A 21,121-nucleotide genomic window follows, 5' to 3' on the forward strand; every position below is an offset into this window, starting at 1 on the left:
CTTACTCCTCGACGTGCACGCTGTCCAGGTAGGTGCGCACGGCCCACAAGGCTTCCTGGCTCAGGTAGTCGGCCATTTTCGGCATGTACACGCGACCGTCACGCACTGCGCCATGGCGCACGCGCTCGACGAACCACTCATCACCGGCTTCGCCCACATCGAGCATGCGCAGGTCGGGGGCGATACCGCCGGACTTGGCTTCCAGGCCATGGCAGGCGGCGCAGTTCTGGTTATAGGCGGACGAACCAATCTCCACGGCCCGATCGTGTTCAGGCGAGGTGCGGTACGGATTGACCGCCGCCCAGCCGTCTTCGTTGACCGGCACGCCGGCGTCCTTGATCGAGGTCAGGCCCTTGGTTTCCACCGCTTGCGGGACCACGTTGCCATGGGCCCAGGCGGAGCCCCCGGCGATCACACCGACCAACAGCCCGGCGACGAGCAAGGCATTGTGTTTTGTTGTCATTATTTTTGCCCTCAGGATTGCACGCAAAACCTCATTGCAGAGGCTATGGCAACCATCTTAGAAACCCCGGGGCATGGGCCGTATGCTGCTTTGGTGGCCGCCCTCTCCTCCCTTGGTAGTAGGGCTTGTGGGGCACGCCTAAAACAGTGGCGCCTCGGGAAGTCTTCCCGGCCACAGCGGGACTTTTTCCGTATCCGCCCGGCGCCCCGGCGTTCCACCCTGTGCAGGCCAAAACCTCCACTGGGAACTGCAACCATGACAATAAGATCGCTACCCGCCCGCTCACCTTTAAGCCTTGCCGTGCAAGCCTTTTTGCTGGTGGGCAGCCTGTCCCTCAGTGCCGTAACGTTCGCGGCCGCCGAACCTGCCAAGCCGACGCGCAATGTCACCTGGGAAGACATCGCCAACGACCACCTGACCACCAAAGACGTGCTGCAATACGGCATGGGCACCAACGCCCAGCGCTGGAGCCCGCTGGCCCAGGTCAACGACAAGAACGTGTTCAAGCTCACCCCGGCCTGGTCCTACTCGTTCGGCGATGAGAAGCAACGCGGCCAGGAATCCCAGGCCATCGTCAGCGACGGCGTGGTCTACGTCACCGGCTCCTATTCCCGGGTGTTCGCCCTCGACGCCAAGACCGGCAAGCGCCTGTGGACCTACAACCACCGCCTGCCCGACAACATTCGCCCGTGCTGTGACGTGGTCAACCGTGGTGCGGCGATCTTCGGCGACAAGATCTACTTCGGCACCCTCGACGCACGCCTGATCGCCCTCGACAAAAACACCGGCAAAGTGGTGTGGAACAAGAAGTTCGGCGACCACGCCGCCGGCTACACCATGACCGGCGCCCCGGTGCTGATCAAAGACAAGGTCAGCGGCAAGGTGCTGCTGATCCACGGCAGCTCCGGCGATGAATTCGGTGTGGTCGGCCAGCTGTTTGCCCGCGACCCCGACACCGGTGAAGAAGTGTGGATGCGTCCGTTCGTGGAAGGCCATATGGGCCGCCTCAACGGCAAGGACAGCACCACCACCGGCAACGTCAAGGCCCCTTCGTGGCCGGATGACCCGACCACCGAAACCGGCAAGGTCGAGGCCTGGAGCCACGGCGGTGGCGCCCCTTGGCAGAGCGCGAGCTTCGATGCCGAGACCAACACGATCATCGTCGGCGCCGGCAACCCTGGCCCGTGGAACACCTGGGCGCGCACCGCCAAGGACGGCAACCCCCACGACTTCGATAGCCTCTACACCTCGGGTCAGGTCGGCGTCGATCCAAGCACCGGCGAAGTGAAGTGGTTCTACCAGCACACCCCGAACGACGCCTGGGACTTCTCCGGCAACAACGAGCTGGTGCTGTTCGACTACAAGGACAAGGACGACAAAGTGGTCAAGGCCACCGGTCACGCCGACCGCAACGGTTTCTTCTACGTGGTGGACCGCAACAACGGCAAGCTGCAGAACGCCTTCCCGTTTGTCGACAACATCACCTGGGCCAGCCATATCGACCTGAAGACCGGACGTCCGGTGGAGAACGAAGGCCAGCGCCCGGCCAAGCCATTGCCGGGTGAAACCAAAGGCAAACCGGTGGAAGTCTCGCCGCCGTTCCTGGGTGGCAAGAACTGGAACCCCATGGCCTACAGCCAGGACACCGGCCTGTTCTACATCCCGGGCAACCAATGGAAAGAGGAATACTGGACCGAAGAGGTCAACTACAAGAAGGGCTCGGCGTACCTGGGCATGGGCTTTCGCATCAAGCGCATGTATGACGACCACGTCGGCACCCTGCGCGCGATGAACCCAACCACCGGCAAAGTGGTGTGGGAGCACAAGGAAGCCCTGCCGCTGTGGGCCGGCGTGTTGGCCACCAAGGGCAACCTGGTGTTCACCGGTACGGGCGACGGTTTCTTCAAAGCCTTTGACGCAAAAACCGGCAAAGAGCTGTGGAAGTTCCAGACCGGCAGCGGCATCGTCTCGCCGCCGATCACCTGGGAGCAGGATGGCGAGCAGTATGTCGGCGTGACCGTCGGCTATGGCGGCGCGGTGCCGTTGTGGGGCGGCGACATGGCTGAACTGACCAAGCCGGTGGCGCAAGGCGGGTCGTTCTGGGTGTTCAAGATCCCGAGTTGGGATAACAAGACCGCGCAAAAATAACCCCAGCGAGAATGCCGGGCCGCCTTTTGTGGCAAGCGGGTTCCCCTGTGGCGAGCCCGCTCACCACAGGATCCCCAGAGGTTGCATGATGAATTACCTACCCTTGTTACTCTTGCTCTCCCTGCCCATGGCGCACGCCGACGACGGCGACGACACGCCGCTGATCATCAACGGCTGCACCATCGCCGAACACAGCCAATGCCCCGGCGCCAACCTCAAGGGCGCCAACCTGCGCAACCAGGACTTGAGCAAGATGAACCTGGCCGGCGCCGACCTGCGCGAGGCGGATCTGCGCCATGCCAACCTCGACCTGGCCAACCTGGAAAAGGCCCAGCTGCAAGGCGCCAACCTGACCCGCGCCAGCCTGCAACAGGCCAACCTGCGCCTGGCCAACTTCAGCGGCGCCACGCTGATGGCGATCCAGGGTTGGGGGCTGTTCGCCCAAGGCGCGCAGTTCGAAAACGCCAACCTCAGCGCGGCCTACCTGCAATTTGCGCGGTTGTCCGGGGCAAAAATGCACAAGGCCAACCTGCGCGCGGCCGACCTGGAAATGACCTGGTTGAGCAAGGCCGACCTGCAAGGTGCCGACCTCAGCGATGCCAATCTGCAGGAAGCCAAGTTTGGCGAAAGCAACCTGGAACAGGCCACCCTCACCGGCAGCCGCCAGCACTACGCGAACTTCCAGGATGCCAATATGGAAGGCTGCATCGACTGCCCCACCACCTGGGATCGCTAGCCCCCCCTCCCTCAGTGGATGTGCGCACACCCGCTTATCCAACCACCCGCACCACCCCCATGTCGATCCCCAAGTGCACCAGCTCGGCATGGGAACTCACCTGCAATTTGCTCTTGAGCAAGGTCAGGTGATTGGACACGGTCTTGCTGCTGATATTCAGCTGGTCGGCAATCGCTCGGGTGGGCGTGCCCTTGACCAGCATCAGGAAGATTTCCAGCTCGCGCGGGGTCATGCCCTGCATGCGCTGGTCGCGGGGCGTGTAGGCCAATTCTGTGGCCAGCGCCTGTTCGATGTAGGCGTGGCCGTCGAGGATGCGCCGCACCGCTTCGATCAGCACCTCGGGCGCCGAGCTTTTGGTCAGGTATCCCGAGGCGCCCGCCTCCAAAGCCTGGCGCACCAGGGGCAACTCGTCGTGCATGCTGAAAAACAGCACGCGCAGTTGCGGCAGGCGCTGGCGCAGGCGCCGGGTAGTTTCCAGGCCGCTGATGCCCGGCAGGCCGAAGTCCATGATCACCAGGTGCGGCAGTGCTTCCTGGACCCGGCTCAACGCTTCTTCACCGCTGGCCGCCTCGCGCACTTCAACAGCCGGCAGCAGCGCACGCAGCAGGCTGGCATAGCCCTGGCGCACCACGGCGTGGTCATCCACCAACAGAATATTCATGAAGCCTCCAACGGCATGTTCAACGCCAACGCCCAGCCGGCGCCGGGCTGGCTGATGATCTTCAATTCGCCGCCCAGGCAGCGGGCGCGTTCGGCCATCGAATGCAGGCCCACACCCGGCCGCTGGGGCGTTTGTGCACCGCGACCGTTATCGCGCACCCACAGGCGCAGGCGCGAACCGCGATGTTGCAGGCGCACGTGCACCTGGCTGGCGTCGGCATGTCGCAGGATGTTGGTCAGGGCTTCCTGGAGCAGGCGGTACAGATGGGTCTTGCTGGCGCCGGGCAACAGCGGCAGGTTCGTACTGACTTGCAGGTGGCAGGGAATGCCGTGGCTGGCCTGCCACTGCGTGACCAGCATCGAAAACGCCTCGGCCATCGGCAGGTGTTGCAGGGCTACCGGATAGAGATCGTGGACCAGCGCCCTGAAGCCTTGCTGCAAGTGCTCGCAGTGATCCTCCAATTGCGCCACGGTGGACGCCAGCAGATGCGGCTGATCGGTGACCAGACGCAACAGGCAGGCCTGGGCGCGAATGCCGGCCAGGTATTGGCCGAGGTCATCGTGCAGGGTCTGGGCCAGGTGGGTGCGCTCCTGCTCCTGCACCGCCAGCAGGCTCTGGGTGAGTAGAGTGTTATCGGTGCGCGCCTGCTCCAGGGCGTCGGTCATGCGGTTGAAGTGCAGCGCCAACTGGCGTGCTTCCGGCGCGCCTTGACTGCGCAGGCGCACGTTGAGCTGGCCGGCGCACACCTGTTGCAGCGCGCGCAGCAATTCATCCAGCACGCCCATGCCATGGCGCACCGCCCAACGGATGGTCAACAGGCTCAGCGCCAAAGCCAGGGCGCACAGGCCCAGCAGTTGTTGCAGGGAGTCCCAGACCTCGTCGATTTCATCCCGTGGGTCAACGGCGATGGACACGCGCCGACCGTCCGGCAAGTCCAGCACCTGGGCACTGCGGCGCGCCTCGGCAAACAGCAGGCGCCCGAGCCAGGCGTCCAGCCCGTCCGGGGCCGGCGCTTGCGTGGTGTCGCCGCTCGCCAGCCAGCGCACACGTACATGGCGCAAACTCGCGGTGAGGTGGGGTTGCAGGCTGGCCGGGTCGCGCTCGGCGGTTTCGCTCAGGTAGTGCACCACCGCTTCGGCCGATTGCAGCTCGCGCTCCACATCGGCCAGGGCCTGGTGCAGCAACAGCGCGGTGCAGGCGCAGGTCACCAGGGCGAAGAAGCCGCACACCCACAGGTTGATACGCCACAGGGCCGACAGGCCGGGCCGGGTGGTGAAGACGCGCATGCTCGTGTCACTCCTGTGAAGAAGACCGGTAGGGATCCATGCTAAGACCGCACCCGCTGCGCGGGGCTACTACCTTGGTACTGCCCCAGCGCTACTTTCTGCATATTTGCAGCGACGTTCAGGGTTCCTATGCTGGCGCTACCTGTCATGGAGTGCCTTATGCGCCAGCTCGCCCCCTACGCCGTGATCTGCCTGCTGGCAATCGCCTGGGCCGCCACCGGCCAGGCCGCTGAAGCGCCCCTGCAGGTGCAGATCGGCTACCTGGGCTATCGGCCCGATCCAGGCCCGCTGCTGTCGAATGTGATTGCCGAGCCCGCCGATGCCGGGCAGCGCGGCGCTGAACTGGCGATCATCGACAGCAACAGCACCGGCGCCTTTCTCAACCAGCGCTACAGCCTGACCAGCGCCACGGTGGACACCCCGGACGCGCTGCTCGCCGCCGCCCACGCCCAGCATGCCCAGGGCCTGCGCCTGTTCGTGGTGAACGCGCCCGCCGCCAGCCTGCGCCAACTCAGCGCGGCGTTGCCCGACAGCCTGCTGTTCAATGCCGGCAGCCCGGATGACAGCCTGCGCAGCACCGACTGCCTGGGCAACGTGCTGCATACGCTGCCCAGCCGCGCGATGCTCGCCGATGCGCTGGCGCAGTTCCTGGTTGTGCGCAAATGGCACAAAGCGCTGTTGATCGTCGGCCCCACCGAGGATGACCAGGCCTACGCCGCCGCCCTGCGTCGCGCCGCCAAACGCTTCGGCGTGCAGCTGGTGGCGGAAAAGGCCTGGCGTTTCGATAACGACCAACGCCGCAGCGCCCAGGCAGATATGCCGCTGTTCACCCAGACCGCCGAATACGACGTGGTGCTGGTGGCCGACGAGCGCGGCGACTTCGGCGAGTACGTGCCCTACCAGACCTGGTACCCGCGCCCCGTCGCCGGCACCCAGGGCCTGACGCCCACCGGCTGGCACAAAACCGTCGAGACCTACGGCGCCGCCCAATTGCAGAAACGCTTCGAGGCCCTGGCCGGGCGCTGGATGAACGACCGCGACTTCGCCGCCTGGATGGCCGTGCGCAGCGTCGCCAGTGCAGTGAGCAAGTTGCGCCAGGTCGAGCCCATGGCGATCCGCCAACTGGACATCAGCGAGCAACTGCCCCTGGATGGTTTCAAGGGCCGCAAGCTCAGCTACCGCCCCTGGAACGGCCAACTGCGCCAACCGATTCCCATCGTGCAGCCCCGCGCGCTGGTCAGCACCTCGCCCCAGGATGGTTTCCTGCACCCCACCAACGAAATGGACAGCCTGGGCTATGACAAACCCGAGGTGACCTGCCGCTTCCCTTGATCACCTACCCACAATAATAAGGAATCCGCCATGCGCCGCACCCTGCTCTCATGCGCCCTGCTGCTTGCCGCCGGGCACGCCGTGGCCAGTACCGCCTGGGTCTCCAACGAGAAAGACAACAGCCTGAGCCTGATCGACATGCAGACCCTGCAAGTCACCGACACCCTCAAGGTCGGCCAGCGTCCGCGAGGCTTGCTGCTGTCCCATGACAACAAGCTGCTGTACATCTGCGCCAGCGACTCGGACCGCGTGCAGGTGATGGACGTGGCCACGCGCAAGATCATCAAGGAACTGCCCTCCGGCAAAGACCCCGAGCAGTTCGCCCTGCACCCCAATAACCGCTGGCTGTACGTGTCCAACGAAGACGACGCGCTGGTCACCGTGATCGACACCGAGACCTCCAAAGTGCTCGGCCAGATCAACGTCGGCGTCGAGCCCGAAGGCATGGCCGTGAGCCCGGATGGCAAGTGGGCGGTGAACACCAGCGAAACCACCAACATGCTGCACTGGATCGACACCAGCACCCAGACCCTGGCCGACAGCACCCTGGTGGACCAGCGCCCGCGCTTCGTCGAGTTCAACCACGATGGCTCGCAGCTGTGGGCCTCGGCGGAAATCGGCGGCACCGTGACCATCCTCGACGTGGCCAGCCGCGCGATCCTCAAGACCCTGACCTTCAAGATCAAGGGCGTGCACCCGGACAAAGTCCAGCCGGTCGGCATCAAGCTCAGCGCCGACGGCAAGTACGGCTTTGTCGCCCTCGGCCCGGCCAACCATGTGGCGGTGATCGACGCCAAGACCTTCGAGGTCCTCGACTACCTGTTGGTGGGCCGCCGCGTGTGGCAGATGGCATTTACCCCGGACGAGAAACAGTTGCTGGCCACCAACGGCGTGAGCGGTGATGTGTCGGTGATCGATGTGGACAGCCTCAAGGTGATCAAGTCGGTGAAGGTCGGGCGTTATCCGTGGGGCGTGGTGGTCACGCCATGAACGCCCTGGAGGTGCGCGACCTGAGCTTCGCCTACGGCGCACGGCAGGCCTTGTGCGAGGTGAGTTTCAGCCTGGCGCCAGGGCGCTTTGCGGCGCTGCTGGGGCCCAATGGCGCCGGCAAATCCACCTTGATCGCCCTGCTCACGCGGCTGTATGACCTGCAAAGCGGCGACATTCGCGTGGGTGGTCATTCCTTGCGTGAGGCGCCGCGTGCGGCCCTTACACAATTGGGTGTGGTGTTCCAGCAAAGCACCCTGGACCTGGATTTAAGCGTGGAACAGAACCTGCGCTACCACGCCGCACTGCATGGTTTATCGCGGCGCCAGACCGACCTGCGCGTAGCCGCCGAACTGGCACGCCAGGCCCTCACCGAACGGCGCCGCGAAAAAGTCCGCGAGCTCAACGGCGGGCATCGGCGCCGGGTGGAAATCGCCCGGGCGTTGCTGCATGAGCCGCGATTGCTGCTGTTGGATGAAGCCAGCGTCGGCCTCGACCCGGCCAGCCGCCTGGCGCTGAACCAGCACGTGCGCAGCCTGTGCCTCGAACACGGCATCAGCGTGCTGTGGACCACCCACCTGCTCGATGAAGTTCAGGCCGACGATGCGTTGATGATCCTGCATCAGGGGCGCCTGGTGGCCAGTGGGCAAGTCGATGCCTTGATCGCGCAACAAGGCGGCGACCTGGGCAGCGTGTTCGCGCGCTTGACGCGCCCCACCACGACGGGAGCGGCGGCATGAACGCTTACTGGCAGTGCCTGCGCGGCATCGTCCTGCGCGAGTGGCTGCGCTTTGTGTTGCAGCGCACGCGGTTTCTCAGTGCGCTGGTGCGCCCATTGCTGTGGCTACTGGTGTTCGCCGCCGGGTTCCGCGCCGCGTTGGGCATCTCGGTAATCGAGCCCTACGACACCTACATCCCTTACGAGGTGTACATCATCCCGGGGCTGGCCTGCATGATCCTGCTGTTCAACGGCATGCAAGGCTCGCTCTCGATGGTCTACGACCGCGAGATGGGCAGCATGCGCGTGCTGCTGACCAGCCCGTTGCCGCGCACGTTTTTGCTGTGCAGCAAGCTGTTGGCCACTGCGCTGATTTCGCTGTTGCAGGTGTATGGGTTCCTGGCGATCGCCTGGGTGTATGGCGTGCAACCGCCGGCCATGGGGCTGTTGATCGCCCTGCCGGCGTTGCTGCTGGTGGCCTTGATGTTGAGCGCCCTGGGCCTGTTGCTGTCGAACGCGATTCGCCAACTGGAGAACTTTGCCGGGGTGATGAACTTCGTGATCTTCCCGCTGTTTTTCCTCTCGTCGGCGCTGTACCCGTTGTGGAAAATGCGCGACTCCAGTGAATGGCTGTACTGGCTGTGCGCGGTCAACCCGTTTACCCACGCCGTGGAGCTGGTGCGCTTCGCCCTGTACGAACGCTTCGCCGGCCTGGCCCTGGCGGTGTGCCTGGGCTTGACCCTGCTGTTCTCGGTGTTGGCGGTGCTGACCTTCAATCCCCAGCATGCGGCGTTGCGCAAAAAGGGCTGAAGGCGGCAAAACTACTACTTTGGTACTGGTTTTCCTGTCTATCGTCGCATTCCCAAGGGCTCGAGACTCACGTGTAATGCGCGCATAACGATAAGGATTGCCCTGCCATGCTGTACGCTCGACTGCCTCTGTTGGCACTGCTGTGCCTGTTCGTCGCTAACGTTCAGGCTGACGCCCCACTGTTTTCCGCCGATGGCTACCGCATCAGCCTGTACCGCAGCCCCACGCCCGACCACCTGCCAGGCGCCACGATTGTCGACACCGCGGCCCTGCAAACCGTGCTCAGCCAAACACCCGCGCCGGTGCTGATCGATGTGTACCGCCGCCAGTGGCTGCAAGGCCGCTTCATCGAAGACCAGCCCCACGCCAACCTGCCCGGTAGCCACTGGCTGGCCAATACCGGCGACGGCGACCTGACGCCGGAGTGGCAAAGCTATTTCGTGCGCCACCTGTATGCCTACAGCGGCGGCGACCTCAAGCGACCGCTGGTCTTCTATTGCCGCTCCGATTGCTGGCTGAGTTGGAACGCGGTAAAACGGGCCGCCAACCTCGGCTATACCTCTGTGTACTGGTATCGCGACGGTCTGGATGCCTGGGAAGCGGCGAAGCTGCCGGTGACGGTCGCCCAACCCGAGCCATTTCAAACATCACAATAAGAAAGGTGAACGGCCATGTACAAAATCCTGATTGCCGACGATCACCCACTGTTTCGCGAAGCGATCCATAACGTCATCAGCGACGGCTTTCCCGGCAGCGAAGTGATGGAAACCGCCGACCTCGACAGCGCCCTGGCGCTGACCCAGGAACACGACGACCTCGACCTGATCCTGCTCGACCTGAACATGCCCGGCATGCACGGCCTCAATGGCCTGATCAACCTGCGCAACGAGGCGCCGACCATTCCGGTGGTGATCGTCTCGGCCGAGCAGGACAAGCAGGTCGTGCTGCAAGCCATCACCTATGGCGCCGTGGGCTTTATCACCAAGTCCTCGCCGCGCCTGCAAATGACCGAGGCGATCCAGCAGATTCTCAACGGCAACGTGTACCTGCCGCCGGACATCATCCGCACCCAGAAGCCCGGCACCCACCGACGCCTCAACGAAAACCCCGGCTTCGCCCCCGAACTGCTGCAAGCCCTGACACGCAAGCAATTGCTGGTGCTGGAACGCATGACCAAGGGCGAGTCGAACAAGCAGATCGCCTACACCCTGGAAATTGCCGAGACCACGGTAAAGGCCCACGTGTCGGCGATCCTGCGCAAGTTGAATGTGCATAACCGAGTGCAGGCAATCCTCAGTGCCGGGGATATCGACTTCGGCTCGTACCTGCGCCGCTGACCCCTCTGACACAACACAAATCAAAGGTGGGAGGGGGCTTGCTCCCGATAGCTGTGGACCAGTCAACACCTTCTTGGCTGAACCACCGCCATCGGGAGCAAGCCCCCTCCCACACTTGATCTCCGTTTGTCACGGCCGACTGAGTATGTGGCTCATGACAGTCAGTCAAGCGTACATCGCCTCCTGTAGGAGCGAGCTTGCTCGCGAAAAACGTCAACGATAACGCGTGCTTCCTGAATGAACGCGGCGCCTGTGAGTTTTTCGCGAGCAAGCTCGCTCCTACAAAAAGCCTTAACTGACTGGCATTAGGGCGGGCCGAGCAGGTGGCTCATGGCGGTCTTGAGTTTCATCGGGCGTACCGGCTTGTGCATCAGCGTGTGCCCCAACTCGCGAATTTGCAGCTTGAGTTCATTGCTGTAGTTGGCGGTGATCATCAGCGCCGGGATCGCGCGGCCGCGGCGTCCATTGATGCGGGCGACGGCGTCGACGCCGTTTTGGTCGTCGTCGAGGTGGTAGTCGGCGATCAGCAGGTCGGCTTCGGCATGGTAGTTGTCCACCTGCCGTGCCAGGTCTTGCTCCGACAACGCCGTGATCACCTGGCAGCCCCAGCCTTCCAGTAAGGTGCGCATGCCCGCGCAGATCGCCGCGTCGTTATCCAGCACCCACACCCGTGCGCCTTGCAGGCGTTCGAGCATCGGTTCGCTCATGGCCAGCATTGGCAGCGACTTGGGCGCCGTGGCGCTCAACGGCACCTCCACCGAGAACATCGAGCCCTTGCCCGGCCAGGATTTGACGCTGATGCGATGCCCCAGGATCCCAGCGATCTTTTCCACAATCGCCAGCCCCAGGCCCAACCCCCGGTCCTGGTCGGGCCGCTGCACATCGCCACGCTTGAACTCCTGGAAAATCTCCTCCAACCGCTCCTCGGCGATGCCCATGCCGCTGTCCCACACCTGGATCAACAAACGCTGCTGCTGGCGGCGACAGCCCAGCACCACACGCCCCTTGTAGGTGTAGCGAATCGCATTGCTCAGCAGGTTGCGCAGAATCCGCGCCAGCAACTGAATATCGCTGCGCACCAGCGCCGAGCAGCCGACAAAATGCAACGCCAGGCCCTCGCTGCGGGCCATTTCGGTGTACTCGGCGGCCAGGTTGTCGAGCAACTCACTCAGGGCAAACGGCGCGATATCAGCCTTGATCACCCCGGCATCCAGCTTGGAAATATCCACCAGTGTGCCCAACAGGTTTTCCACGTCTTCCAGGGAATTGCTCACGTTGCGCACCAGGGTTTCGCTGGGCCGCTCCAGCAGTGCGCTGGTAAACAGGCGCGCCGCGTTCAAAGGTTGCAGCAGATCATGGCTGACGGCGGCGAGGAATTTGGTTTTCGACAGGTTGGCCTGTTCCGCCTCCAGTTTGGCTTCACGCAGGCGCGACTCCACACGCCGACGCTCGTCAATCTCCTGCAATAACTGGTCGTTGAGCGCGGTCAGTTCCGAGGTGCGCTGGGCGACGCGTTGTTCCAGGTGCTGATAGGCCTGGTGCAGGGCTTCGGCGGTACGGCGGCGTTCGGTGATGTCGCGGATCAGCACAAAGATCCCCACCACCTCGCCGCTGGCCAGCATATTCGGCACATAGGAGCGCAGCATGTAGCGCTCCTGGTTATTGATGTTGGTCTCGGCGAATTCAAAGGTCACGCTCTCCCCCGCCAGGGCGCGGGCGACGTAGGCATCCAGGCGCTGGCAGTGCTGCTCGCTGTGGACTTCGCGCAGGCTCTGGCCGAGCATCATGCCGCGCGGCCAGCAATACCATTCTTCATAGACTTTATTGGTGAACTCGTAGACCAGGTCGGCATTCAGGTAGCCGATCAGGGCCGGGACGTTATCGGTGATCAGGCGAATCCAGCGTTCGCTTTCCTGGGCCTTTTGCGCCGCCGCCTGTTCGCCGCGCAGGGTTTCGGCGCGCAGCCGGGCGTTGATCAGCAAGTGGTTGCTGGCCTTGAGTTCGGCCATCGCCTGGTTCAGCGCGTCGGTGCGTTCGCGCACCTGCTCGGCCAGCACCACCGAATGCTGAAAGGTGGTGTACGGGTTATTACCCTGGGCCATGCCGGACTCGATGCGCTCGATCAGCGCCGCGTTGATCCGTGCCAGCTTGTGGTTGTCCTGTTGCAGCTGGGCAACCTGGGCGAGCAGTTCAGCGCCGGCCTCGGGCAATGGCGACCCCGGTGAAAGTCTGGTTGATATGCATGCCATTGAACTGTTCTCCGTAGGTGTTGAAACCCATCACCCGCTGGTCACGCAGGAAACCGCCGATCTGTTCCAGATTGCCTGAGTCTTCCAACTCCAGGCGGCGCAGGAAGCAGTCGCAGCCGATGGTCAACAGCAGATCGCCAAGGCGCGCTTGCAGGCCGTCGAACAGGGTTTGCAGGTTGGGCAGGATCGGTCCGGGCTTCATCACGGTGAGGACGATGCCGTTTTCCACCGCGCAGTAGAAACTCAGGCTGAGGTCGTCGTGCACTTGCTGGATCGCCCGCACGTAGTACTGGTCGTGGATGCGCACTGCCAACGGGTGCGCCGCGAAGACGCGGTGATCGAGGTCGGCCACGGCCACGCCGATATGCCGCGCGTACTCTTCGGCGGCGGGTTCGGCGTTGAGTTCGAAGACCCGGCGCGACGGGCTGTCGGCGCCGGTCACCACCAGTTTTTCGCTGCGCGGCAGGATGTGGTGGGTGGTGAACACCTCGAAATCCAGCCAGGTATTGACCAGCACCACCACCGCTGCGCCGCTGTGGAAGGCGCCGTTGAAGTACACATGGGTGTGGGTGAGGAAGTTGTCGTCGCCGGCCGAACCGCCGAAATGCGGAATGTCGCCGAGCGCCGCGCTGAGGGCGGCGAGCACCATTTCTTCGCGACTGGACAGGCCATCGAGCAGCGTCAGGGCGAAGGTGTTGCCCTTGATCGGCGCCAGGGTGTTGCTGCGGCAACCGCCGACCAGACGTTCGACCATCTGCTGGGCGTCGATCAGGCTGAAGTGTTCCACCTGGTCGATCAGCTCGGTGGCGATGGAAAAGTGCGCGTGGTTAAAGCCCATCGCCGTAATGCAATTGCGGCCATAGCCTTGGGGCGTGATCTCGCCGGCGCTGGTGCAGCCCACCACGCGCACATTGCCCAGGCACTCTTGCAACGCTTGGCCCAGGGCCTGCAAATCGTAGGACGCCGAGCAGAAAAACAGCACGAAGCCCAGGTATGGATGCAACAGTTGCTGCGCCAACTCCTCGGCGGCCTGCCCGGCATCGCTCGCCTGGGACATCGCGCTGACTACGCCTTCGCTGTTATGCATCGTTGCCTCCCCCTCTGAGGCATGAGTGTACGAAGGGCGGAGGGTGGGACCTATGCTACTTGGGTACTGGGTGGGGGGATGCGATGGGATGAATCGCTCAAAAACAAGGGAGATTCAAATGTTGGACTGCATTTCAAATTCACAGCAAAGCGTTCACAAGCATTCCAGCTGCAACCACTACACACAGGCTGGCAAACCCCACCTGCAAAGTGCGTGCGGCAATCACCGAGCACAGGCGCCGGCCGATCAGCATGCCGACGATGCTCGCCACGATAAACACCCAGCCCACGGGTTCGATGCGCACACCGGCATGGAACGCGCCGGCCACGCCGATCAGCGAAATCAGGCTGATCACCATCAGCGACGTGGCGACGATGCCGCGCATCTGCACGTCGGTGAGTTGCTTGAACGCCGGTACGATCAGAAAGCCGCCACCCACCCCGAGCAACCCCGAGACGGCCCCCGTCACGGCGCCCAGTGCGGCCAGGGTGGCACTGCATTTGGCGGTCCAGGCCAGGCGCCCGGTCTGTTGATTGAGCATGCAGTTCTTCTGGCCCCAGGACGCCGCGCCATGGTCACTCGGCCCGGCCTCGAGCTTTTCGCGCTGCAACATGCGCCAGGCCACGAGCACCATCAGCGCACTGAACAGGCCCATCAGCACCGGCTCCGGCAACTGGTGGGCGAGAAACACCCCCAGCGGCGAAAACAGCGCGCCGAGCAAGGCGATCAACAGCGCGGCGCGGTAACGCACCAGGCCGTGGCGTAACCCGTCAATCGCCCCGACGGCCGCTGCCGCCCCCACCGCAAGCAACGACACCGGCGCGGCCTGGGTCATCGTCAAGCCTAACCCCAACACCAACGCCGGCACCCCGAGGATGCCGCCGCCCGCGCCGGTCAGGCCCATGACCAGGCCCATCAACATCCCCAACACACTGGCCAGCAGCATTTAATCCACCTTGCTCAGACGGGTCAGCCACTCGCGGCCCTTGAGCATGCCGTTCCAGTAGAACCACGGCAGCAACGTCGCCTTGAGAAACCACATCGAACGGCGTGCCCGGGTCGGGTCGAGGGGAAAGGTCGGCAGCAACTTGCCGCCGTAGCCGAACTCGGCCAGCACCACCTTGCCCTTCTCCACCGTCAGCGGGCACGAGCCATAGCCGTCGTATTTGAGCGGCAGCGGCGCCTGTTTGCGCAAGGCCAGCAGGTTTTCGGCGACCACCACGATTTGCTTGCGCACGGCGGCGGCGGTCTTGGCATTGCTGGTGCCGCACACATCGCCCAGGCCGAAGATCTGCGGGTAGCGCTGGTGCTGCAGGCTGTGGGGGTTCACCTCGCACCAGCCGGCAGCATCGGCCAGCGGGCTTTGGCGGATAAAGTCCGGGGCAACTTGCGGCGGCACCACGTGCAGCAGGTCGAAGGATTTTTCCTCGACGGTGACGTTGCCCTCGGCATCCTTCACCTCGAACCAGGCCTTGCGCGCCGGGCCGTCGACCTTGACCAGGTTGGCGTTGAACGCCAGGCGTGCGTGGTATTTCTCCACGTATTTCATCAACGGCGGCACAAAGGTCGCCACACCGAACAGCGCCGCGCCGGCCAGGTTGAATTCGACGTCGATGTGTTTGAGGTCGCCCTGCCTGAGCCAGTGATCGCAGGACAGGTACATGGCCTTTTGCGGCGCACCCGCGCATTTGATCGGCATGGCCGGCTGGGTAAAGATCGCCTTGCCGCCCTTGAGTTGCTGCACCAGTTGCCAGGTGTAGGCGGCGCTTTCGTAGCTGTAATTGGAGGTGACGCCGTGCTGGCCCAGGGTCGCTTCCAGGCCCTCGACTTTCTCCCAGGCCAGGCGCAGGCCGGGGCAGACGATCAGGTTGTTCCAAGTGACGCGCTGGCCGCTGTCGAGCACCAGGGTGTGCTCGTCCGGCAACAGTTCGGTGACCGCGGCCTGCACCCAGGTGACGCCATTGGGCAGCACATCGGCCAGGGGCCGTCGGGTCTTTTTCAGGTCGTAGGCACCGCCGCCGACCAGGGTCCAGGCCGGCTGGTAGCAGTGATGGTCGCTGGGTTCGATGAGGGTGATGTTCAGGTCGGGGTCGCGCTTGAGCAGGCTGGCCAGCAGGCCGATGCCTGCCGAACCGCCGCCGATGACGACGATATCGCCACTGATGGTTGGCCCCCAGTGTTGGTCGGTCATGGTCTATTGCCTTTTATCGTCAATGCACACAAGGGTCGCTGCCGTATGGCGTCACGCCCAGCTTTTTATCACCGCGCCGCAGTAAAGACCGGACAGTGTCTTCATAACTTGGATCACTTCATGGCTGGCCAGCCCGTAGAAGATGTACTTGCCTTCGCGACGGGTGGCGACCAGCCCTTCGTCACGCAGGATGCCCAACTGCTGTGACAGCGTGGGCTGGCGTACGCCGGTCATGGTTTCCAGCTCGCCGACATTGCGTTCGCCCTGGGTCAACTGGCACAGAATCAACAAACGATCCTCATTGGCCAGGGCCTTGAGCAAGGCACAGGCCTTGGACGCCGACGCGCGCAACTGGGCGACTTCGCCTTCACTCAGAGTAGATTCCATTTGCCTCGGGTCCTTTGCGTCACTTAAGCTCAAAACATTATGTGTAAATGTAAAGTGATTGTAATCACTTTTTTCAGCATCAGGGGCAGCCGTCATGTCAGCGTTGATTCATTCCTTTCTGGACGAGGCGTCGTCGACCTACACCTACGTCGTCTATGAAACGGACGGCGGCCCCTGTGCCATCGTCGATTCGGTGCTCAACTACGACCCGGCCTCCGGGCGCACCGACACTGCCCAGGCCGACAAGGTCATTGCCTTTGTGCGTGAGCACCGCCTGCAGGTGCAATGGCTGCTGGAAACCCACGCCCATGCCGACCACCTGTCGGCCGCGCCGTACCTGCGCCGGACCCTGGGCGGCAAGATCGCCATCGGCCAGAGCATCAGCAAGGTGCAGGACGTGTTCAAGCACCTGTTTAACCTGGAGCCGGAATTTCGCGTCGACGGCTCGCAGTTCGATCACCTGTTTGCGCCGGATGAAATCTTCCACATCGGCAACATCAAGGCCCAGGCCCTGCACGTGCCCGGGCATACCCCGGCAGACATGGCCTACCTGATCGACGACCGCCTCATCCTGGTCGGCGACACCCTGTTCATGCCCGACGTCGGCACCGCCCGCTGCGACTTCCCCGGCGGCGATGCACGCCAGTTGTATGCGTCGATGCGCAAGCTCTTGGCCTTTGCCCCCGATACCCAACTGTACGTGTGCCATGACTACCCGCCCGAAGGTCGCGAGGCCAAATGCCTGACCAGCGTCGCGGAACAGCGCGCGGGCAATATTCATGTGCATGACGGAGTGGATGAAGCGGCGTTCGTGGCGATGCGCACCCAACGCGATGCCGGGCTGGGGATGCCCACGCTGTTGTTGCCGGCGATCCAGGTGAATGTGCGGGCGGGGAATATGCCGCCAGCGGAGGACAACGGAGTGGTGTACTTGAAGATTCCGTTGAACCGGTTGTAAAGCCGCCCTGCATGGCGTCCATGCCGTTCCATGCTCCTGGGGTGTTGCGCAGGTGTGATCAGGCTACGGCAAATTTCGACACGATCTGCTTGAGGTCCACCGCCAGCCTCGACAGTTCTTGACTGGCAATCGACGTCTGGCCGGCCGCTGAAGAACTCTGGATGGAAAGATCACGGATGCTGATCAGGTTCTGGTCCACCGAGCGGGCCACATGGGCCTGTTCCTCGGAGGCTGTGGCGATCAACAGGTTGCGGTCATTGATGTCGGCGATGGCCTCGGTGATCTGAGTAATCGCCAGGCCTGCTTCATGGGCGATCTTCAGTGAATCCACCGCTTCGTTGCGGTTGAGGGCCATGGACGACACCGCTTCGCTGGAGCACGTCTGGATTTTCGCGATCATCTGCTCGATTTCCTGGGTCGAGGTCTGGGTTCTATGGGCCAGTGCCCGCACTTCGTCGGCCACCACCGCAAAGCCCCGGCCCTGCTCCCCTGCTCTGGCGGCTTCAATGGCGGCGTTCAAGGCCAGCAGGTTGGTTTGCTCGGCAATCGAGCGGATCACTTCAACCACCCGCGCAATATCCTGGGCCTGCTTGGCGAGCCCTTCGACTTCGACGCCGGTCTGCTGCACCGTGGCGCTGAGCTTCTCGATGGAGGCGATGGTTTGCGTCACACGCTCCTGGCCCACTTTGGCCGAGCGTTGGGAGTCCTGCGTGGACTGGGAAGCCGACACCGCATTGCGCGCCACTTCTTCCACGGCCGCCGTCATTTCGTTAACCGCCGTGGCGGCCTGATCGGTTTCCATGCTTTGACGTTCAATACCGGCACTGGACTCGCGGGTGATGGCGCTCATCTCCTCCGCCGCCGCCGCCAATTGCCCGGACGCTTCCGAGATGTGCTGCAAGGTACTTTTCAGGTTCATTTGCATGGACGCGGTTGAGCGTTGCAACGCGGTCAACTCGTCATTGCCATTGATGGCAATGGCCACGCGCAAATCGCCGTCGGCAATCTTGCCGGTCGATACCAACAATTCACGGACCGGAGTAATGATGCTGCGGGTAAACAGATGCGCGACCAAGACAGTGAGCAGCAATGACACGCCCATCAATATCCAGGTGAACAAGCGCGCCGCGTCATATTCGCTGGAGGCCACTTGCACCGCCGTCTTGGAGCCCCGCTCATTTAATGCGATCAACTCGCTGATGGAACGCTGCACCTCCAGGGCAATCGGCCCGTTGACGTCACGCAAGTAGGTCGACATCTGTTCAACGGACAAGGTAGAGGCTTGCGCAAGAAATTCGTCCATCTTCTGGCTGTAGTTTTTTATGCCGTTTAGTGCGTCGTTGTACTTGGCTTGCTCCTCGGGGCCCGAGACTAAAGGCGCATAACGCGCGGCAACATCAAGGGCTTCCGTACGCGTCGCTTTGAGTTTTTCCAGGGAGGCCGGATCCTGGCGGCCGATATCCATGGCATAACGACGCAGATCAAGACGAAGTTTGTAAAAAGCTGAATCTATCTCACCCGCCAAACGAATACTGGGGAGCCAGTTAGTTTCGATTTCAACCGTCGACGCATAGACTTTATCGACTTTTATCAGCGTCATTGCTCCTTGTATCAACAGCAGAAGGCACACCACACCAAAACAAAGCGTGGTACGAAAGTTTAACTTCAAGGCTCTCATGGACATCGCAGCTCACCCCTTTCCTGGGCCGCGAACTTCACGGCCTATGGGGCCAATGTGTTGACATGAGCGTGAAAAATACGTGACCGCTTATGCAATTTTTCATTAACTAAAAATAAAAACGTCACACTGATTATTACGTAGCTAGCTATCAGGATTATGGTGCAGCCGTATTGGGCTCAAACCATTAACCCACCCGGCGGCAACGGCAGTGCGGTCTTATAGCGCACTTGCTTGAGAGCAAAGCTTGAGCGGATGTTGGCGACCCCCGGCACCTTGGTCAGAAAGTCCATCATGAACCGCTCCAGCGACTGGATCGTCGGCACCAGCACGCGGATCAAGTAGTCGGGATCGCCGGCCATCAAATAGCACTCCATCACCTCGGGCCGATCGGAAATCGCGCTTTCGAACTGCTGCAACGCCAGCTCGTTCTGCTTTTCCAGGCTCACATGGATAAACACGTTGACGTGCAGCCCCAGCAAATCGGCGTCGAGCAGCGTGACTTGCTCGCGAATCAGGCCCAGTTCTTCCATCGCCTTGACCCGGTTGAAACACGGCGTGGGTGAAAGGTTGACCGAGCGGGCGAGGTCGGCGTTGGTGATCCGCGCATTCTCCTGCAGGGCGTTGAGAATGCCGATATCGGTACGGTCCAGTTTGCGCATGAGACAAAATCACCTGTTTATTATGTTTATGCAGTTTTTTTATCCGCAAATGAGCGCGGGCGCAACGAAACACAGATAAATATTCTTCTACGCCACGCCTATGATTGTTGTAGGACAAGATTTCTTCTACCCGAAGACTGACTGTCAGCTAGCGCGCCCACTACAAGAAATTCACAAGATCGAGCGTAGAAAGCCATGAATCAGCCATATGCCCCACTGCGCCTGCACGTTCCCGAACCCTCGGGCCGTCCCGGCTGCAAGACCGACTTTACCTACCTGCGCCTGACCGACGCCGGCCTGGTGCGCAAACCCGCTATCGACGTAGAACCCGCCGAGACCGCCGACCTGGCCAAGGGCCTCATCCGCGTGCTCGACGACCAGGGCCAGGCCCTGGGTCCGTGGGCCGAAGGGGTTCCCGTGGAGATTCTGCGCAAAGGCATGCGTGCCATGCTCAAGACGCGGATCTTCGACAACCGCATGGTGGTCGCCCAGCGTCAGAAGAAAATGTCGTTCTACATGCAAAGCCTCGGCGAAGAAGCCATCGGCAGCGCCCAGGCCCTGGCCTTGAACATCGACGACATGTGCTTCCCCACCTACCGCCAGCAAAGCATCCTGATGGCCCGCGACGTGCCGTTGGTGGACCTGATCTGCCAGTTGCTGTCCAACGAGCGCGACCCGCTCAAGGGCCGCCAGTTGCCGATCATGTACTCGGTAAAAGACGCCGGTTTCTTCACCATCTCCGGCAACCTCGCCACTCAATTCGTACAAGGTGTGGGCTGGGGCATGGCCTCGGCGATCAAGGGCGATACCAAGATCGCCTCGGCCTGGATCGGCGACGGCGCCACCGCCGAATCCGACTTCCACACCGCCCTCACCTTTGCCCACGTGTACCGCGCCCCGGTGATTCTCAACGTGGTCAACAACCAGTGGGCGATTTCCACCTTCCAGGCCATTGCCGGTGGTGAAGCCACCACCTTCGCCGGACGCGGCGTCGGTTGCGGCATCGCCTCCCTGCGCGTGGACGGCAACGACTTTATCGCGGTGTATGCCGCCTCCGCCTGGGCTGCCGAGCGTGCGCGCCGCAACCTCGGCCCAACCCTGATCGAATGGGTCACCTACCGCGCCGGCCCGCACTCCACCTCGGACGATCCGTCCAAGTACCGCCCCGCCGACGACTGGAGCCACTTCCCGCTGGGCGACCCGATTGCCCGCCTCAAGCAGCACCTGATCAGGATTGGCCAGTGGTCCGAAGAGGAACACGCGGCGGTCAGTGCCGAACTGGAAGCCGAGGTGATCGCCGCGCAGAAAGAAGCCGAACAGTACGGCACCCTGGCCGGTGGCCAGATTCCAAGCGCCGCGACCATGTTCGAAGACGTCTATAAAGAGATGCCGGAGCACTTGAAGCGCCAGCGTCAAGCGTTGGGGGTCTGA

19 protein-coding genes and 1 pseudogene are annotated in these 21,121 nt (G+C 62.7%); 10 read left to right on the top strand and 10 right to left on the bottom strand.

Annotation, left to right across the window (positions count from 1 at the left end):
- Position 1 precedes the first annotated feature (1 nt).
- Positions 2 to 463, bottom strand: coding sequence for a cytochrome c-550 PedF (gene pedF, locus J1G35_RS03665; RefSeq protein WP_027606205.1), 462 nt, complete (start codon positions 461 to 463; stop codon positions 2 to 4).
- A 255-nt stretch (positions 464 to 718) separates the two neighbouring features.
- On the opposite strand from pedF, the gene exaA reads away from it, so the two are divergent.
- The gene (gene exaA / locus J1G35_RS03670) at positions 719 to 2,611 is read left to right on the top strand and encodes a quinoprotein ethanol dehydrogenase (protein WP_223013563.1); all 1,893 of its coding nucleotides are present in this window, start codon (positions 719 to 721) and stop codon (positions 2,609 to 2,611) included.
- Positions 2,612 to 2,699: 88 nt separating this feature from the next.
- Positions 2,700 to 3,347 (top strand): pentapeptide repeat-containing protein, encoded by a 648-nt coding sequence (locus tag J1G35_RS03675; RefSeq protein ID WP_223013565.1) that lies wholly within the window; start codon positions 2,700 to 2,702, stop codon positions 3,345 to 3,347.
- A 34-nt stretch (positions 3,348 to 3,381) separates the two neighbouring features.
- Here the strand turns inward: J1G35_RS03675 and J1G35_RS03680 are convergent, their stop codons facing one another.
- Together J1G35_RS03680 and J1G35_RS03685 are read right to left on the bottom strand one after the other, a co-directional pair.
- A complete protein-coding gene (locus J1G35_RS03680) occupies positions 3,382 to 4,008 on the bottom strand; it encodes a response regulator transcription factor (RefSeq protein ID WP_053138574.1) in 627 nt (208 codons plus the stop codon).
- The gene (locus J1G35_RS03685; protein ID WP_223013698.1) at positions 4,005 to 5,267 is read right to left on the bottom strand and encodes a sensor histidine kinase; all 1,263 of its coding nucleotides are present in this window, start codon (positions 5,265 to 5,267) and stop codon (positions 4,005 to 4,007) included. Before J1G35_RS03685 ends, J1G35_RS03680 begins: the two co-directional genes overlap by 4 nt.
- A 186-nt stretch (positions 5,268 to 5,453) precedes the next feature.
- Between J1G35_RS03685 and J1G35_RS03690 the strand changes: the two genes are divergently transcribed.
- The 6 genes from J1G35_RS03690 (at position 5,454) to J1G35_RS03715 (ending at position 10,478) form a co-directional block, all read left to right on the top strand.
- Complete coding sequence (locus J1G35_RS03690; protein WP_223013567.1) at positions 5,454 to 6,626, top strand: ABC transporter substrate-binding protein; 1,173 nt, start codon at positions 5,454 to 5,456, stop codon at positions 6,624 to 6,626.
- 30 nt (positions 6,627 to 6,656) lie between these two features.
- On the top strand, positions 6,657 to 7,616 hold the full coding sequence (locus tag J1G35_RS03695) for a YVTN family beta-propeller repeat protein (protein WP_223013569.1): 960 nt from the start codon (positions 6,657 to 6,659) through the stop codon (positions 7,614 to 7,616).
- Positions 7,613 to 8,353, top strand: coding sequence for an ABC transporter ATP-binding protein (locus J1G35_RS03700; protein WP_053138581.1), 741 nt, complete (start codon positions 7,613 to 7,615; stop codon positions 8,351 to 8,353). Before J1G35_RS03695 ends, J1G35_RS03700 begins: the two co-directional genes overlap by 4 nt.
- A complete protein-coding gene (locus J1G35_RS03705; protein ID WP_223013570.1) occupies positions 8,350 to 9,141 on the top strand; it encodes an ABC transporter permease in 792 nt (263 codons plus the stop codon). Before J1G35_RS03700 ends, J1G35_RS03705 begins: the two co-directional genes overlap by 4 nt.
- 107 nt (positions 9,142 to 9,248) lie before the next feature.
- Positions 9,249 to 9,797 (top strand): PQQ-dependent catabolism-associated CXXCW motif protein, encoded by a 549-nt coding sequence (locus J1G35_RS03710; protein ID WP_223013572.1) that lies wholly within the window; start codon positions 9,249 to 9,251, stop codon positions 9,795 to 9,797.
- A gap of 15 nt (positions 9,798 to 9,812) precedes the next feature.
- Positions 9,813 to 10,478, top strand: a complete 666-nt coding sequence (locus J1G35_RS03715) for a response regulator transcription factor (RefSeq protein WP_010209341.1) — start codon at positions 9,813 to 9,815, stop codon at positions 10,476 to 10,478.
- A gap of 305 nt (positions 10,479 to 10,783) precedes the next feature.
- Here J1G35_RS03715 and J1G35_RS03720 read toward each other — a convergent pair.
- The 5 genes and pseudogenes from J1G35_RS03720 to J1G35_RS03740 all read right to left on the bottom strand — a co-directional run.
- Positions 10,784 to 12,412 (bottom strand): annotated as a pseudogene (locus tag J1G35_RS03720) (PAS domain-containing hybrid sensor histidine kinase/response regulator); the annotation flags it as partial.
- A 256-nt stretch (positions 12,413 to 12,668) separates the two neighbouring features.
- The gene (nosP, locus tag J1G35_RS03725) at positions 12,669 to 13,814 is read right to left on the bottom strand and encodes a nitric oxide-sensing protein NosP (protein ID WP_053138602.1); all 1,146 of its coding nucleotides are present in this window, start codon (positions 13,812 to 13,814) and stop codon (positions 12,669 to 12,671) included.
- A 139-nt stretch (positions 13,815 to 13,953) separates the two neighbouring features.
- Positions 13,954 to 14,760 carry a sulfite exporter TauE/SafE family protein gene (locus J1G35_RS03730; protein ID WP_223013576.1) on the bottom strand — a complete coding sequence of 269 codons (807 nt, stop codon included), beginning with the start codon at positions 14,758 to 14,760 and terminating at the stop codon, positions 13,954 to 13,956.
- Positions 14,761 to 16,005 carry an FAD/NAD(P)-binding oxidoreductase gene (locus J1G35_RS03735; RefSeq protein WP_053138608.1) on the bottom strand — a complete coding sequence of 415 codons (1,245 nt, stop codon included), beginning with the start codon at positions 16,003 to 16,005 and terminating at the stop codon, positions 14,761 to 14,763.
- 51 nt (positions 16,006 to 16,056) lie between these two features.
- Positions 16,057 to 16,392 (bottom strand): metalloregulator ArsR/SmtB family transcription factor, encoded by a 336-nt coding sequence (locus J1G35_RS03740; protein WP_017527038.1) that lies wholly within the window; start codon positions 16,390 to 16,392, stop codon positions 16,057 to 16,059.
- Positions 16,393 to 16,486: 94 nt separating this feature from the next.
- Between J1G35_RS03740 and J1G35_RS03745 the strand changes: the two genes are divergently transcribed.
- Positions 16,487 to 17,350, top strand: coding sequence for an MBL fold metallo-hydrolase (locus J1G35_RS03745; RefSeq protein WP_223013578.1), 864 nt, complete (start codon positions 16,487 to 16,489; stop codon positions 17,348 to 17,350).
- Positions 17,351 to 17,408: 58 nt separating this feature from the next.
- On the opposite strand, the gene J1G35_RS03750 is transcribed toward J1G35_RS03745, so the two are convergent.
- A complete protein-coding gene (locus J1G35_RS03750; protein WP_223013579.1) occupies positions 17,409 to 19,034 on the bottom strand; it encodes a methyl-accepting chemotaxis protein in 1,626 nt (541 codons plus the stop codon).
- Positions 19,035 to 19,207: 173 nt separating this feature from the next.
- A complete protein-coding gene (locus J1G35_RS03755) occupies positions 19,208 to 19,690 on the bottom strand; it encodes an Lrp/AsnC family transcriptional regulator (protein WP_223013581.1) in 483 nt (160 codons plus the stop codon).
- A 195-nt stretch (positions 19,691 to 19,885) separates the two neighbouring features.
- Between J1G35_RS03755 and J1G35_RS03760 the strand changes: the two genes are divergently transcribed.
- Entirely contained in the window at positions 19,886 to 21,121 is a 1,236-nt protein-coding gene (locus J1G35_RS03760; RefSeq protein ID WP_053138620.1) for a 3-methyl-2-oxobutanoate dehydrogenase (2-methylpropanoyl-transferring) subunit alpha, read from the top strand.

Origin of the sequence: Pseudomonas sp. SH10-3B (assembly GCF_019891415.1) — a bacterium.
In the GTDB taxonomy this organism is placed as follows: Bacteria; Pseudomonadota; Gammaproteobacteria; order Pseudomonadales; family Pseudomonadaceae; genus Aquipseudomonas.